The following is a 14,922-nucleotide window of genomic DNA, read 5'->3' as shown; positions in this document are numbered from 1 at the left end:
GTGCCATGGATATGATTACAAAGTAGATAAAGTATTAGAAAAAACGCGCTAAGATTTTTTGAACTGAGGGGTAATAGGAGCGGCCAAATAGATTAAGGTGTACCAATAGATAGTATAGCTGGTATAAATCATTATACTTTTGATCCCATTTCTTCTCGGAAAAATGAGTTTCGTAAGCTTTATAGAACTCAGGTAAAAATCCGCCGAAAAGATGGGTCATTGCGATATCTACTCTAGAATCACCGAAAGAAACGGCTGGGTCGATGAGGTAAGGAATTCCGTTTGATGAGATAAGGTAGTTTCCGCTCCATAGGTCGCCATGTATAAGTGAAGGTCGAACAGTTTCCAACCATGGTGAACAAACTTGCAGCATGGTATGAATGGAAGGGATCTCTGAACTGGTAAGTAAACCATTTTTTTGAGCATGTGTTAGCTGAGGCCATAACCGCTCTTTAACATAAAAATTAGACCAAAGCGTATGCTTTCTGTTCGATTGTGGAAAATTTCCTATAAAATTGTTGCTTTCCCAACCGAAATAATCCGCCGAAACCCCGTGCAGTTGCGCTATTTCGTTCCCCAAACGTTCGGAAGTTCGATTATTGGGCTGTTGGGTCTCAATATATTCCAATAATAGAAAAGCGGTAGTATCGATTTTTCCGTTTCCATAGATCTGAGGCACATGAATCGTATTTGTAGCGCCAATGGTTTGCAGTCCGGCTCTTTCAAGGGCGAACATGTTCTGGGCATTACTAGAAGTGTTTGTCTTGCAAAAGAACCGTTCGGTGGCTGTTTGAAGGCAATACGCCTGCGAAATGTCACCTCCAGATAAAGAAGTTATATTTTTTATAGGACAGGCGAGAACGGTTGAAAGATGCGCTATTAGATTATTAGTCATATTTATTTACTGCCAAACCTGAACAACCACAGATTATTATAAATGAGTTATAGTAAGGTACTAAAATTGTCCAATGTAATTAAATCGTTCTTAGGGCTTATTTTTAATTTTTTCCATAATTTGTACGGAATAACCTCCTAAACTAAAAATGATGTCTCAGTTAGCAACAAATGTATCTAAACGATTATTTTCTTTGGATGTTTTTAGGGGGTTAACTATGTTTCTATTGATTGCGGAAGCGGCAGGATTTCATCATAATTTTTCGGAGTTGGTGGAAGGAACGGCTTTTTCTGGACTGGCACACCAATTACATCACCACCCTTGGAACGGACTTCGTTTTTGGGATTTGATTCAGCCCTTCTTTATGTTTATTGTGGGTGTAGCCATGCCGTTCTCCATGCGAAAACGTTTGGCTTCTGGCAATCGGAAAGCGGTCACCCGGCATATTTTGAGAAGATGTATTTTATTATTTAGTTTCGGGGTGCTCTTACATTGTGTATACAGCCACGCTTTGGTTTGGGAGTTATGGAATGTGTTGGTGCAATTGGCCTTTACCATACTTATTGCTTATATAATTATGCACCTGCCTTCTAGAACACAAATTGCAATTTCGATTGGATTATTGGTTCTCACGGAAATTCTATATCGGACATACAATGCAGCAGAACCATACAGTCAAGGCGGAAATTTCGGTGCTTGGTTTGATATGTTGGTTATGGGAAAAACAAATGGTGGTCATTGGGTATTTATCAATTTTGTGCCCACAGCGGCGCATACGATCTGGGGGGTTGTTTGCGGACAAGCATTGTTGTCGAACCGACTAGTAGTGGAAAAATTAAAATCTTTTTTGATTTGGGGGTCCGTAATTTTGGTATTAGGTTTTGCTTTGGATGTATTGAATATCACTCCAATAATCAAAAGGATAGCCACATCTTCGTTTACATTGGCCTCGGGGGGCATCGCTATTTTGACGTTGACCCTATTTTATTGGGCTATCGACGTTAGAGGACATCAAAAGAATTGGCTAAGAATATTTTCCGTGGTAGGCACCAACTCCATTTTTATCTATTTGTTTGCCGAGACGGTCGGGGCACAATGGTTCCGTGGTTTTGGTGAGATTTGGACGAAAGGGCTTCTTGGTCCGATTGGTTTGCCCGATGATTTCATCATGGTTGTTAATGCCCTGTTGGTTCTCTTCATCTTTTGGTATATCACCTATTTCTTAGATCAAAAGAACGTGTATTTCAAGGTTTAGAGGCCTTAGAAAAAGAAAAAATTTCTGACGTGTCCTAATTTCAATAGCAATAGCGGAAAGCATCGATTTAAAAGAAAAACAGACTGCTAGGTCAGAAGATTGTCTATGATCTAATGTCATCTTGTTTAATCTATCGCTAAAGAGTGAAATAATTCCGACACGATAGAAATATCTCTTTTGAAAAATTGACAGCGTCACGTAAACAAACCCAGTAGTTTGTTAAACGATTGGCCGGAGTAGCAACATAGGCCTTTAAAATGAAAGAGAGTGTTTAAAAATTTCTGATAGTTATTGAGAGGCACGAAGCAATCTGTTACTTATTAAGTAGTAATCGACAGACTGGTTCACTTTGTTCACAATGACCACTTGTTCTAACTTTTTAAACACTCTCTTTTTCCCTTTTCTTACATTTTATTTCTTCAAAGCATCCGAGTTTTCTAAATAAATGGCGTTGTCAAGTTGTTTTGACAATTTTTCAAAGAACAGCATTTCGGCATAGAATTGCCAATCGAAATTAATAGATTGGTTGGCCAGGTGAACATGATGATCCTGATCAAGAATGTAATCGTCGGGCTTGTTTAATATACGGGTCTTTCCATAAACGTTCTCCAACTCCTTTCTGTGTGCAATGAAATCCTTTCGTAGTCCGTCCAGGTTTTTAAGCGCGGTGGTCTTCTCGTCCGGGCTTTCGGCCGCATCATAAGCTTGCAGTCCCAATAGTAATTTGGCAGGAACAGCAGTCATGTTGTTTACTTGCTCGTAAACATCTAATGTGTAGCTATTACGTATAGCTTTTGATTTGGCTTCTTTGATGATGGCCGCAATACTGTCAGTTTGTTTTATGACTTTAGATGCTTGCTGTAACCGGGGGGCATATTTTTCGCTCCACGCTCCTTGTTTACCGTTCAGGGGAAGGTCAATAACTCCTTCTTCTACAGCATTGTCCATACTTGCCAAGAAATTACGCTTGTTTCCTTTTAATAGCGCATTTTTCCAAAAGATTACGGGTTTTTCCAGACTATCGATGAAGGCATTTGACCCATCGGCCATAGCATGGGAAAATTCACGTTGTCGGTAGGCCGTTTTTAAAGCGTCGTTACTTCTTTTTTCTCCTGACCAGGTATATTCCGAAAAGAAAACAATTCCCCTATTATAGAGCTCAAAATGTGGTGAATCGTCGTCCCAAAGGGTCAATAATAGTCCGTGAGAACCGCTATCAATTGAATTTAAGGCAAAAGACTTGATGTTTTCGATATTACTCTCTTCCTGTGGCATTAAAACCCATCTGGTTTGCCCAGCCGTGGCTCCCATTACCTGCAAACCGTTTTCACGAAACCAGTCCATTGCCTTGGTATTCCCCAGAGCTTCGGGCGAACTGTAGTTCCATCTCATATAGATGCAGTTTTTTGGAAATTGGTCAAGAAACTCGGCCAATCTATGTCCGTTTTTGGCCCAGACACTGTCTACTTCCTGTTGGGTCATTTCTGGCTGAAACATGGGTGCATATACTTCTGCCTGCTTCAATGGCATATCATCCCAAAAAATCGGAATTCGATTATGTTCCGCGGCAAATTTACTGACTTTATCGAGCCACATCAGTTGAAGCTCTAAAGCTGATTTTTCGCTGTTGCGCCCTGTTGTATGTACCTCATCGCCACCCACATGAAGGTATTTGCCATGTGGTGTTGCCTCCATTGCATCTAAATACAAGTCGAACTGAACATCGTAGGTCTTTGGATTCAAGGGGTTAAAAGCCCAATCACTAGTAGGGTCATCCCTAAGTTCTTTATATTCTGGGTGCTTCAAAATAAAGGAAGCATGCCCCAACCCTTGTACTAAAGGACTGATCTCGATATGCCGGGCTGCTGCATAATCGCTTAATTTGGCCCATTCCTCGAGGCTAAGGGCATCGGCAGAACCTATGACGGGCTGCCTTTTGAATTTCATTTTGTCTTCAGCCTCAAGAATGATGGCATTCACTTTATAGCTGGCCAATTTGTCCATCAATCTGTAATAATAATCTGTTTTTTCAAGATGGTGTTTTACATCTAAATGTACAGCACGATAGGCCAACAATGGATAATCTTTTATTGAACATAAGGGTAAATTTACCTGTTGCTCAATTGCATCTTCAAGCAGTTGCTCGAGCGTTATCAAACCGTAAAAAAGGCCTGATTGATCTTTTCCGGTAATGGATACTTGTCCATTCACAATGCTAAGTGAATATCCCTCCGCAGATATATCCATGGTTTTATCCAAGGTGAGTACCAATTGAGCATTAGAAGGGTCTTTGGCCGGTTTGATTCCCTTTAAGTTGGCACCAAGTATTGCCGGATCGATTTGCGTGTTGGAATAGTAATTTTCTATGGTACCTGCATCCAGTTCACTTACGCCAGAAACCTCGAATTCTTGGGGTTCGGGCAGTACTTTGAAATCACCAAGCTTCTTGTCTTGGTCTTTACATGAAATTAAAATTGAAATGCAAAATAGCAGGGAGAAGAATTTTTGATTCATAGAAGTGTGTTGTTTTTATTTTTTAATGTGCAACTGCCAAAAATACATAAATGAAGAAAACTATGAGTATATTTCGAGAGCAATAAAGTTTATCGGTAAAAGTTATGATCTCAAAATTTAAATCGCTGTTTTCACTTATTTCAGGAGGAAGCCTTTTATTATTGCTCTTGACCCAGTGCTCCGTGAAAAAATCAGTTGTTTCAAATACCCACGATGGTTGGCAACAAATGTTCAATGGTCAAGACATTAAAGATTGGACTACCAAAATTCATCATTATGAAGTAGGAGATAATTACGGAGACACTTTTAGGGTAGAGGACGGTCTTATAAAAGTAAGGTACGACAACTACGAGGGAGACTTCAATGATCGATACGGCCATCTATATTACAATACGCCGTATTCCTATTATCATTTTTCAATGGAGTATCGTTTTGTGGGCGATTTGCACCCAGGAGCGCCGAGTTTCACGCTTAAAAATAGTGGTGTTATGTTTCATTCGCAAGACCCGAGAACAATGCCCAAAGAACAAGATTGGCCAATTTCTGTGGAAATGCAGTTTTTAGCGGGCATCAAGGAAGGTGAAGCCCGACCAACGGGCAATATGTGTTCGCCAGGCACCGATGTTGTCTATAAAGGTAAAATTGACCCCAGACATTGTATAAATTCGTCTTCTGACACGTACTATGGAGATCAATGGGTCAAAGCAGAGATGATTATACGGGGAGATTCGTTGGTGACCCATATAATCAACGGGGAGACCGTTCTCGAATATACGAAACCGCAAATGGGCGGAGGAGTAGCCAACAGGTATGACCCTAAAATGAAACAGGACGGGAAATTATTGACCGGGGGTTTTATTGCCTTACAAAGTGAAGGCCAACCTATTGATTTTAGAAATATCAAGATTAAGAACCTAAAAGGGTGTATGGACCCCAAGGCCAAGAACTATAAGAGGTATTTTATAAAATCGGATCCGGCATCGTGTACCTATTAATCCCATTGTCTTTTCCGGAAAATTAAAATTGGATAATAGATGTCACTGCCGGTCGTATATTAATGCGATTAAAAACTCATAAACTATGATAAAAGTGGGTAAATCTGGCTGTGCCTTGGTTCTATTGATTCTCTTTGGAGCAACATGTTTTTCTGCCCCATTGGCTCGGTTAGATTCAGTTAGTCTAGCAATGGTCAAGCAAAAAATTCACGGGGGTACGGCGTCAGAGCGAACAAGAACAGCATATAAACAATTACTCGAGAATGCCGAGCAATTGCTAACTATGGAAAACCCTACGGTAATGGATAAATCCATCATTCCACCCTCGGGGAACAAGCACGATTACTTGAGTATTGGTCGCTATTGGTGGCCAAATCCCGATACTTCGAATGGAATGCCTTGGGTAAGAAAGGATGGAGAGACCAATCCTGACACTCAAACAGGCGCTGTTGACAGAAATAGATTGAGTGATATGACGAACGGAGTTGAAAACCTCAGTCTTGCCTATTATTTTTCCGAGGATGAGCGCTATGCCCATAAAGCGATAAGCATACTGAAAACCTGGTTTCTTGATGAGGAGACATTAATGAATCCCCACTTGGAATTTGCCCAAAGTATACCTGGTAATCCCGAGGGGAGGCCTTTTGGTGTTTTAGATGGTAGGGCCATAGCTTCTTTAATACCCAATGCTATCGACATGTTATCCGATTCTCAGCATTGGACGACACAGGATGACTTAAAAATGACCCGATGGTTGACTTCGTATTTGACTTGGTTGACCGAAAGTGATTTGGGCAAAGAAGAAGGCGAACAAGAAAATAATCATGGTTCGTGGTACCGATTTCAGGTTGCATCACTAGCACATTATCTGGGGAATAAGCCTCTGATTAAAAAGATGGTTGAGCTAGCCCAACAAAGCCTGGATCGACAGTTGAATAATAAGGGGGGACAAATTCATGAACTTGAACGTACGAGGTCTTTTTTTTATAGTTGCTTTAACCTGGATGCGTTGACAAATATTGCCGCTTTTGGTGACGAGGTCGGTATGGATATGTGGCACTTTGAGTCTGATGAAGGAAAGAGCCTGGCTTTGGCCATAAATTATCTAACTTCCGTAATCAGTGGGGAAGACTGGCAACACCCTAGTCATCGTGGCGTTGATTTGTCGTATTTGGTGCCAATACTTGCCCGAGCTTCTGTCCGTACCAAATCAAAAGAATTTTCTAACTTTTTAACCCAGGCCATAAACGAACTTGTCAAAAAGGAAAAAGTGGCTGGCTTGCAAAACAAAGTGCTTCAAGAGTTAAGTCTTCGTTCTAACCTTACGTTTTGACACCTTAATGGGATTCTAAAATACAGTATTGAATTAAAAGAGCCCATTTGCAAGCACTGCTTATTTTTCATAAAGCTCTATCGGAAGTTCATCGGGGTCTGAAAAAAAGGTGAATTTCTTGTTGGTCAGCTTATCAATACGCACCTCTTCTGTTGGCACACCGTGACTTTTTAATGCCAATATCGATTGAGAAATGTTATCAACTTCGAAGGCCAAATGACGGAGTCCTTGTGCCTCGGGCCGGGAGACACGTTTCGGCGGGTCGGGAAAGGAAAATAACTCGATCATATAGACGCCATTAAGGGCAAGGTCTAGTTTATACGACCGCCGTTCTTTACGAAAGGTTTCTTTCAATATGCTCAAACCCAAAACTTCGACATAAAAGTGTTTTGACTTTTGATAGTCTGAGCAAATAATAGCGATGTGATGAATTTTATTAAGATGCACGGTAAATTATGGTTTTAGGATAAATCCTCGGGATAAATTCCTGCCGTTGTCCACCCACCATCTACCGGAATGGTTTGCCCATTTATATGGGCAGCTTCCTCGGAAAGTAGAAATAAACAGGTTCTGGCAATATCTTCGGGTTTCCCGACCACACCCCTCGGAATTAATTTCCCCCACACCCCTTCGTAGTCGGGTTGCTCTTTTTTGGTTCGCTCGGTCAATGTGGCGCCGGGTGCTATGGCATTTATAGTTATACCATATCTGCCCAATTCATAAGCAAGGTTACGGGCCATTAGCTGAAGGGCCGCTTTTGTCATGCCATAGGCTGTGAGGTTACGATAGGCTTGAATGCCTACTTGGGAAGACATCAAAACAACACGCCCTCCCTTGCCGCTCTTTATCATTTCTTTGGCGGCGCGCTGTACCAAAAAGAAAGCTCCGTGTAAATTGAGTTGTAATACCTTTTGAAAGGATTCTGGAGTAAACGAAAGAAAATCCCCAAAAAACGTAATACCCGCATTGGGAATGATAAAGTCAACTTTCCCGAAGTTTTCGAGAGTAAAGTCGACCATAGCATTTATGGTCGAAATATCTCCTGCATCACCCGAAAAGGCCAGACAATTTCCTGGTCGTCCTTTAGTCAATGTTTCGGCGGCCCTACAGCCCCGAGTTTCATCGACGTCGTTCAAGACTACGTCTGCACCAGCCTTTAGTAACAATTCGGCGATGGCATAGCCAATACCCTCTCCTGCTCCAGTTACTATGGCTACCTTATTCTTGATTCCCGAGTAATTCATTATTTATTCTTAAAAAGAGTTATGGGCGTTCCTTTGACTTTTGGACGATATACGAATAGACCGCCACTTTTAGGAAACGTTTGAAGCTGTTTTTCACTTAAATCACTTCGCGCAGAGGTAATATATAAGTGATCTAAATTTTTGCCGCCAAAACAACAGGAGGTCACATGTGGCGCATCAACTTCAACCGTTTCCAGCACTTCACCAGTATCAGGGTTCCAGCGGCGCACACAATTTCCGCCCCAATGTGCTATCCAAAGCATGCCTTCGGCGTCGATGCTCATACCATCAGGGCTGCCATACTGTTCGGGAATTGAAAGAAGTATTCTTTTATTCGATATACTGCTGGTCGATATATCAAAATCAAAACCATAAACTTTGCGGTCGTCTGAATCGATGTAGTAAAAGGTTTTATTATCAGCACTCCATGCCATGCCGTTTGAAATGGTAGTTTGAGAAACATGTGTTGTGACAGTATATTGTGCATCTACACGGTACAGATTGCCACTTTTAGGAACAAATTTTTTGTGCATACTGCCTATCCAGAAATTACCGTTAGGCCCTACTTTACCGTCATTATAGCGCATATCGGTATCGTGATTTTCCAACGCGTTATGCTGAAGCAGTGTTCCTGTTTCCGTGTTAAAAGAGGCTAGGCCCGGCTCAAGGGCCAATATGAGATTTCCATTTTCAGCGGGAACGGCCGCTCCCAACATGCCCTCAAAACTCCACTGACGGTTTTCACCATTGATAGGATTGTACTGATGCAATTTTTTTCCTTCGATATCCACCCAAAAAAGCAATTGTTTAAAAGGATCCCAAACTGGGCCTTCTCCTAAAGTAGCTTTGGCATCATATACTAATTTTGCGTTACTGTTCTTGGTCATGCTATGCGGCATATCAATTTTATTGAAAGTTACGTAATTCGTTTAATTTGGATTAGTTGCAGAGGACTGTGTCACTTTTTCAAATTCTGTTTTGAGCTTCTTCAATACGGCTCTATCATCGGGGTTGTCGGTACTTTTAAAAAGGTTTTCTACTTTCACTATATTTTCAGGAGCTGTTCGGTTGTAAGCAATACCAGGAGTATTTTCTTTCGAAAAAAAATAATTGCCCTTTACGGTATTGGTTGAGGCTTTATGAAAACGAAGTGGAGATTTGGCAATGTTATAAATCAGGTTTTTCTCAACCAATACATCCTTAGTACCCTCATCAAGAAACATTCCGTTGCTTTCTGCTCTACCAGCGTTTACCGAAATATCGTGGATATGGTTTTCGGTCAAGCGGGTACCAGGTTGCAAACCCAGCAAATAAACGCCGCCTCCGTCACTCAATTTTCGTAGGATATGGTGTATATGGTTTTGAGCAACGATATTATCACGACAAGGGGTTGATTGTGGGCTCCACATCCATCCTATCGATATACCAGTATACGGCAGATTGTATATATCATTATTTCGCAACACGGTTTCCGCTGTCAACCCACACCAGATGCCCACAGCTCCGTAAAACTGAACCCCACAATTAGAAACATCACAAGACTCAACGCTATTGGCTCGCGCCACTTGTTCTGGTGCCGTCTTCCACCAAGGGGTATTGCCAATGGCGCGATCCCGACCCTCACCAATCATAATTCCATTACCGGAAATATCGTAAATACGGCAATTTTTCAAGGCACAATTGGTACTGCCCGTACCGAACCAAACTGCACTGCCGCCCATTGAAAGGAACTCGCAATTTTCAAACCGAACGTTATCCGCCCATTGGGTTTGTATGGCCGCTGGAACAACATTCCACTCTGCTGTTTGACCCCTTGGATCAAAATGACAGGCTTGAATGCCGGCGTAGGTTTCCTCGGGAGGGTTCCATCTGCAATATTTAAAGCTAATCCCTTCAAAGGAAACATTTGATATCGATTTCTTTACACTGCCCCGAACCTGTATAAGGCGCTCTGCCACAGGAATTTCGATGGTTAATGAATTTGGATCAAAGTTTGAGGGTAGTTTCAAGCGTACCTCCTTATTGGGCGCGTCAAAGTACCATTCGTAATCGGCATCTAAGAACTCAGGAGCATTTTCAAGATAATAGCGTGGGTTCGGTTCCCAATTATCAAGGGTGAAAAAGCTGAGGTTTTTTGCTCCAATCGAGTCTATCGTATGGAGCACATTTTTTTTTTGATCGATATTTTTAACCGGAATTCGGGTGATTGACCAATCATGGAGTAAGACCAGTTCAGGATGTACAGTACTTGTTGGAATAGGGAAATCACCCGCGTTAAAAGTAAAATGGGTTCGTTTATCAGCGCCCACCTTATTTACCCTCAGGTAGCCACTATTCGGGTGTCTGGCCCTAGTTGTTCTTTGCCCATTGATAAAAAGTTCACGGAAAGTTTCTATTTGGTGGGTTATTGAACAGGCCCACAAATTATCTCCTAGATTTCGCCAACCAGTTAGTTGATAGGCACCAGAAATCACAGGTTTAGCGTTGTCCATCGCCTTAAAGGAAATGGGGATGTTGCTTTTTTTCAGCATTGCATCAATGACTAAAGGATTTTTGATACGATATATACCATCATTCAGCCACAATACTATGCTTTGATATTTTGTGTTGTGCAAAGAAGCTATTTCGTCATATGCTCTGTGAAGGGTTTTGAAAGGTTCATCAAAATTTCCCGTGGATTTATCTGTACCGTAAGGAGCAACATAGATTTCTTTAGTATACTGCGCATTCAAACCCTTTATTAGAAACATGGAGAAGAACAAAAGAATGTGACGGGCAGCCATTTACTTTTTAAGTTTTGGTGGGAATAATCGAAAATAGTCTCAAAATGACAATTTTCAAAATTTCACCAGCATTGAAATAAGGGTCAACGGCTATTATTCTTCTTTAACAAAATCTTTTTTTAGACGAATCGGACTATCGGGTATTTTGTTTATCAACTCCTTCTTTCCGTTCTTTTTAATAAGCTCGAAAGCATCGTAAAGATTGCCGGTAGGGGTGTAGGCGCCATAGGTAATCGTATCTTTTGATACAGTAATGATTTGAAATAGTTGCGTGAACTCTCCGCGCCGCGCCATCCATTCTTGATCCTGTGATTCGTACATTTTTGGACCACTTACCGATACGGCATAAACAGTTCCTATGTCATTGACCACGGTAAGACCCTGCCCCTCATTCTTTACGTAGCCGCGTGCATAAGTGTGGTCATGACCCTGAAGCACTAAATCTACACCATACTTGTCAATTAAGGGCTTAAAGGCTTTGCGAAGTTTTTTATTATCTCGCCCTTTTGCCGTTGAAAAAATGGGGTAATGGGTGGTAATTGTAGTCCATTTCTTTGTATTGGTCCTAAGAACGGAATCGAGCCATTTGGTTTGAGCGATTCGAGCTTCTTTATGCTCGTCAAAAGCCTCTCCATCAATTGAAATAAGTTTCATATTTTCATAATCAATGGCATAACAGGTCTCTTTTAGGGCTTTTGTGGGACCATTTTCAGGAAGCGTAAATTGAGGTCTCCATAATGACGATAATATTCCGTCTCGATACTCGTGATTGCCTGGAGTCATAATGCTGGGTACCGTGGCATGTATAAAACTGCCGGCATGAAACCACTCACCCCATTCAGAGTTAGCATCACGATCATTGATCAAGTCGCCCGCATGCAACATAAAGTCAACTTGAGGATATTGTTTATATGAGTTTCGAATGACTCGTGACCAAAGTGATTTTACATTGTTTTGTGCATCACCAAAATAAATAAAGCTAAAAGGCTTGTTGTCATTGTCGCTTGCTGTAGTAAATTGAAACCATTCGCTCCAATACGCATTGTTTTCGGTGCCGCTTCCTACGCGATAAGTGTATAAGGTATTGGGCTCGAGTTCAGATACCACTGCCGAATGAAAACTCGCCTTCACCAAGGGCTCCCTTCTGTTTTGATTTTCGAAACTTTGTGTGACTGCAGAGACTTTTCGAACGTCACCAAGCAAAAATTCAGGACCATCGGTGGCTTTCGCTATTTCAACCACACCAGATTCAATTTGCTGATTTGTACGCCAATTGACCGCAAAACTGTGAGCCGGGTCTTCTGTAAGATTGGCGATAATACGATCGGGTGTTTTAGAAGGAAACATGAGTTTATGATTCAAAACCGCATCATGTTCTTGGTAATGTGTGTGCCCGTTTCCGTGTTCGTGGGAGTGTTCTTGACTGTTGCCGTTAAATGCAAAAAATAGGGTAATCAGACAAAGTGGTAGTATCGAAATGACTTTTTTCATGGATGGCAGAAGGTATTATGGTATAAGAGTTAAAAGTAAAAATAACATCACTATCCAACAAAGCTACAATTGTTTCATAGGAATCAATTCATAGTTATTGATGATTTTGTATGGAAAATTGACCGATCGAATTAGATTTATAGACGAGGGTTTTATGATAACCTAGTGGTGGGTATAATAGATAGAAAACAGAAGGTAACTGAACTTTGAAAACATGTAGAACCTCATAATGGTTGTATAGGGCCACAGCACTAGTCTATGTCGCTGTGCTTAAAGAACTCCATTTGATATCAACTATTCCGGTTGGTCTATTTTAAGATTTTTACGTATTCCGCTGTATTTCCCAAGAGCTCGGTGGCTGCCATGATCGCATCGTCATGGGTAAGATAGTATTCATAAAGCCCTTCTCGGTAGAAATAACGTTTCACGATTTCATCTTCCAACTTGCTTTGAATTTCTTTTTGATAATTCTCCAAAGCGGCAAGCTTGCTCTTGTCAATATCGACTAGCAAAGTTTTAAAATCATCTTCTATCGCATCGTTAAAAATAACTTCTTCGCGATTGGTCATGGCCTGTTTCAGTACCCTTTCGGTTTTGGTCTCAAACGAAAAGTCACTCTTGGAAACATAATTCTTGAACTCTTGAAAGTCGCCTTCCGTAAATTTGAAATCGTTGAGGTTCTGTACTTGATTGCTATAATAATAGTTTGTTGCGAAGTCAAAAACCACATGGTTTTGCAAAAGGGCAGTGGTAAGTTCGTTGGCTTTTGTGGCGCTAATTTCGATATCGGGTAACACCCCGCCACCGTCTTGAACTTTGCGTCCATTACGGGTCGTAAAGTCATTGAAGGTCGATGTTTTTACAGCATTGCCATTCTCATCACGATTCCAATAATCCAACGACTGAATACAGCGCCCAGAAGGGGTATAATAACGACTAATAGTCACTTTCAATTGGGTGCCATAAGTTAATTTTAATGGGCGCTGTACTAGTCCTTTTCCAAAACTACGAGCACCCAAAACTACGGCGCGATCCAGGTCTTGTAGGCTTCCAGATACAATTTCACTTGCTGAAGCACTTCCCCCATCAACCAGAACCACCAAGGGAATTTCGGCATCGACCGCTTTATTTTTGGTATGGTACTCCCTATTGAATTTTTTTACTTTTGATTTTGTGGTCACTATCAATTCTCCTTTGGGAACAAAAAGATTAGTAACATTGATGGCCTCAGATAGTAACCCGCCAGGATTGCCTCGAAGGTCTAGAACTATTTTTTCAGCCCCTTTTCCCTTAAGGTCGATGAGCGCCTCCTTTGTTTGTCCCGAAGCTTTTGCATTAAATTTTGCCAAGACTATATAGCCGGTACTGGCGTCTATCATTTTGTAGAAGGGTACCGCATCGACTTCTACCGCCGATCGTGTAATTTTTGCGGATTTTGTCTCGCCCTGTCTGTTATAGGTAACTGTTACCGATGTTCCGTTGGCTCCCTTGAGGAGCTCGCTGGCATTATCCTCAAAATTCACAACCGAAATATCACCAATTTTTACTATTTCATCACCCGCTTTGAGTCCTGCATTATCAGCAGGATATCCCTTATAAGGCTCCACAATTAACAACTTGTCTGGGTAAGACCGCACAACTGCGCCTATACCCGAATATTCCCCCGCATTGTTGATTTTATAGGTTTCTACATCTTGTTCGTTTAGAAACTTGGTATAGGGGTCGAGTTCGCCCAACATATTTTTAATTGCCGTATCCATCAGTTCGGCAGGGTTGGTCTCGTCTACATAATTCATGTTCAATTCCTTGAAAAGTGTGGTGAAGATTTCGATTTGCTTGGCTATTTCAAAAAAATCACTTTTAAAACTACTTCCAGCAATTAACAATGTAATTGCAAAAAGGGGTATTAGAATCCTCTTTTTCATGAATCTATTCATTGCCTGTTTTTTTTAGAAATTTTTGAAGTATCGTTTGCATGTTCTTTTCTACGTCATTGTATTCGGGCATCTCTTTTCCAAGATATAAAAATAGAAACGCAAAAGAGGGGTCACTATTGTTAAAAACAAGGTGTTTGTTGAGCCGATAAGCCTCTCGTAATAATCTTTTTATGCGATTGCGTTTAACAGCGCTTTTGAATTTTTTTTTTGGCACAGCCACACTACTTTGAATTTTTACATTTTCTGGCAGTTCGGTTTGTAGGAATATTAATTTGAGCGGATAGCTAGAAACAGATTTGCCCTCTAGAAACAATTGTTCAATGAGCTTTTTACTCTTTAATTTTTCTATCCTAGGGTAACCGAAGGTTATGGGTTTGTTCAAGAATCTTTCTTATTTTAATAATCCATTTGAGGAACAGTCGCTTATTTGAGCGATGCACTATGTAAAGATACTATTTCGTTTTATTATGCGATA

Annotated in this window: 12 protein-coding genes; 3 read left to right on the top strand and 9 right to left on the bottom strand. The window is 41.0% G+C overall.

The genetic code is table 11. From position 1 onward, the window contains the following. Positions 1–34 precede the first annotated feature (34 nt). On the bottom strand, positions 35–895 hold the full coding sequence (locus AACZ88_RS12685) for a fructosamine kinase family protein (protein ID WP_339710810.1): 861 nt from the start codon (positions 893–895) through the stop codon (positions 35–37). A 148-nt stretch (positions 896–1,043) separates the two neighbouring features. Here AACZ88_RS12685 and AACZ88_RS12680 point away from each other — a divergent pair, with 148 nt between their 5' ends. Beyond that, on the top strand, positions 1,044–2,150 hold the full coding sequence (locus tag AACZ88_RS12680) for a DUF5009 domain-containing protein (protein ID WP_339710808.1): 1,107 nt from the start codon (positions 1,044–1,046) through the stop codon (positions 2,148–2,150). A gap of 411 nt (positions 2,151–2,561) precedes the next feature. Here AACZ88_RS12680 and AACZ88_RS12675 read toward each other — a convergent pair whose 3' ends face one another. Further along, the gene (locus AACZ88_RS12675; protein WP_339710805.1) at positions 2,562–4,664 is read right to left on the bottom strand and encodes a family 20 glycosylhydrolase; all 2,103 of its coding nucleotides are present in this window, start codon (positions 4,662–4,664) and stop codon (positions 2,562–2,564) included. A 104-nt stretch (positions 4,665–4,768) separates the two neighbouring features. Here AACZ88_RS12675 and AACZ88_RS12670 point away from each other — a divergent pair, with 104 nt between their 5' ends. Together AACZ88_RS12670 and AACZ88_RS12665 are read left to right on the top strand one after the other, a co-directional pair. Beyond that, positions 4,769–5,659: a DUF1080 domain-containing protein gene (locus AACZ88_RS12670; protein WP_339710802.1), complete on the top strand. Its 891-nt coding sequence runs from the start codon at positions 4,769–4,771 to the stop codon at positions 5,657–5,659. Positions 5,660–5,744: 85 nt separating this feature from the next. Continuing rightward, entirely contained in the window at positions 5,745–6,992 is a 1,248-nt protein-coding gene (locus AACZ88_RS12665) for an alginate lyase family protein (protein ID WP_339710799.1), read from the top strand. Between the two features lie 60 nt (positions 6,993–7,052). On the opposite strand, the gene AACZ88_RS12660 is transcribed toward AACZ88_RS12665, so the two are convergent. The 7 genes from AACZ88_RS12660 to rnpA all read right to left on the bottom strand — a co-directional run bounded on the left by AACZ88_RS12660 (position 7,053) and on the right by rnpA (position 14,829). Further along, positions 7,053–7,439 (bottom strand): VOC family protein, encoded by a 387-nt coding sequence (locus AACZ88_RS12660; protein WP_339710796.1) that lies wholly within the window; start codon positions 7,437–7,439, stop codon positions 7,053–7,055. A gap of 14 nt (positions 7,440–7,453) precedes the next feature. Beyond that, the gene (locus AACZ88_RS12655) at positions 7,454–8,236 is read right to left on the bottom strand and encodes an SDR family oxidoreductase (protein ID WP_339710793.1); all 783 of its coding nucleotides are present in this window, start codon (positions 8,234–8,236) and stop codon (positions 7,454–7,456) included. After that, positions 8,236–9,135, bottom strand: coding sequence for an SMP-30/gluconolactonase/LRE family protein (locus AACZ88_RS12650; RefSeq protein ID WP_339710790.1), 900 nt, complete (start codon positions 9,133–9,135; stop codon positions 8,236–8,238). Before AACZ88_RS12650 ends, AACZ88_RS12655 begins: the two co-directional genes overlap by 1 nt. Positions 9,136–9,165: 30 nt before the next feature. Then, positions 9,166–11,019: a right-handed parallel beta-helix repeat-containing protein gene (locus tag AACZ88_RS12645; protein WP_339710787.1), complete on the bottom strand. Its 1,854-nt coding sequence runs from the start codon at positions 11,017–11,019 to the stop codon at positions 9,166–9,168. Positions 11,020–11,112: 93 nt separating this feature from the next. After that, on the bottom strand, positions 11,113–12,510 hold the full coding sequence (locus tag AACZ88_RS12640) for a metallophosphoesterase family protein (protein WP_339710784.1): 1,398 nt from the start codon (positions 12,508–12,510) through the stop codon (positions 11,113–11,115). Between the two features lie 308 nt (positions 12,511–12,818). Beyond that, on the bottom strand, positions 12,819–14,447 hold the full coding sequence (locus AACZ88_RS12635; RefSeq protein WP_339710781.1) for a S41 family peptidase: 1,629 nt from the start codon (positions 14,445–14,447) through the stop codon (positions 12,819–12,821). Next, positions 14,440–14,829: a ribonuclease P protein component gene (rnpA, locus tag AACZ88_RS12630; RefSeq protein ID WP_339710778.1), complete on the bottom strand. Its 390-nt coding sequence runs from the start codon at positions 14,827–14,829 to the stop codon at positions 14,440–14,442. Before rnpA ends, AACZ88_RS12635 begins: the two co-directional genes overlap by 8 nt. Between the last annotated feature and the right edge of the window lie 93 nt (positions 14,830–14,922).

It is taken from the genome of uncultured Kriegella sp. (assembly GCF_963975415.1).
Lineage (GTDB): Bacteria > Bacteroidota > Bacteroidia > Flavobacteriales > Flavobacteriaceae > Kriegella.
This window is presented reverse-complemented; position numbering and strand designations above follow the sequence as displayed.

Coding starts and splice junctions, on each gene's coding strand:
- AACZ88_RS12685 (WP_339710810.1), bottom strand. CDS start 895: ATGACTAATAATCTAATAGCGCATCTTTCAACCGTTCTCGCCTGTCCT.
- AACZ88_RS12680 (WP_339710808.1), top strand. CDS start 1,044: ATGATGTCTCAGTTAGCAACAAATGTATCTAAACGATTATTTTCTTTG.
- AACZ88_RS12675 (WP_339710805.1), bottom strand. CDS start 4,664: ATGAATCAAAAATTCTTCTCCCTGCTATTTTGCATTTCAATTTTAATT.
- AACZ88_RS12670 (WP_339710802.1), top strand. CDS start 4,769: ATGATCTCAAAATTTAAATCGCTGTTTTCACTTATTTCAGGAGGAAGC.
- AACZ88_RS12665 (WP_339710799.1), top strand. CDS start 5,745: ATGATAAAAGTGGGTAAATCTGGCTGTGCCTTGGTTCTATTGATTCTC.
- AACZ88_RS12655 (WP_339710793.1), bottom strand. CDS start 8,236: ATGAATTACTCGGGAATCAAGAATAAGGTAGCCATAGTAACTGGAGCA.
- AACZ88_RS12650 (WP_339710790.1), bottom strand. CDS start 9,135: ATGCCGCATAGCATGACCAAGAACAGTAACGCAAAATTAGTATATGAT.
- AACZ88_RS12645 (WP_339710787.1), bottom strand. CDS start 11,019: ATGGCTGCCCGTCACATTCTTTTGTTCTTCTCCATGTTTCTAATAAAG.
- AACZ88_RS12640 (WP_339710784.1), bottom strand. CDS start 12,510: ATGAAAAAAGTCATTTCGATACTACCACTTTGTCTGATTACCCTATTT.
- AACZ88_RS12635 (WP_339710781.1), bottom strand. CDS start 14,447: ATGAATAGATTCATGAAAAAGAGGATTCTAATACCCCTTTTTGCAATT.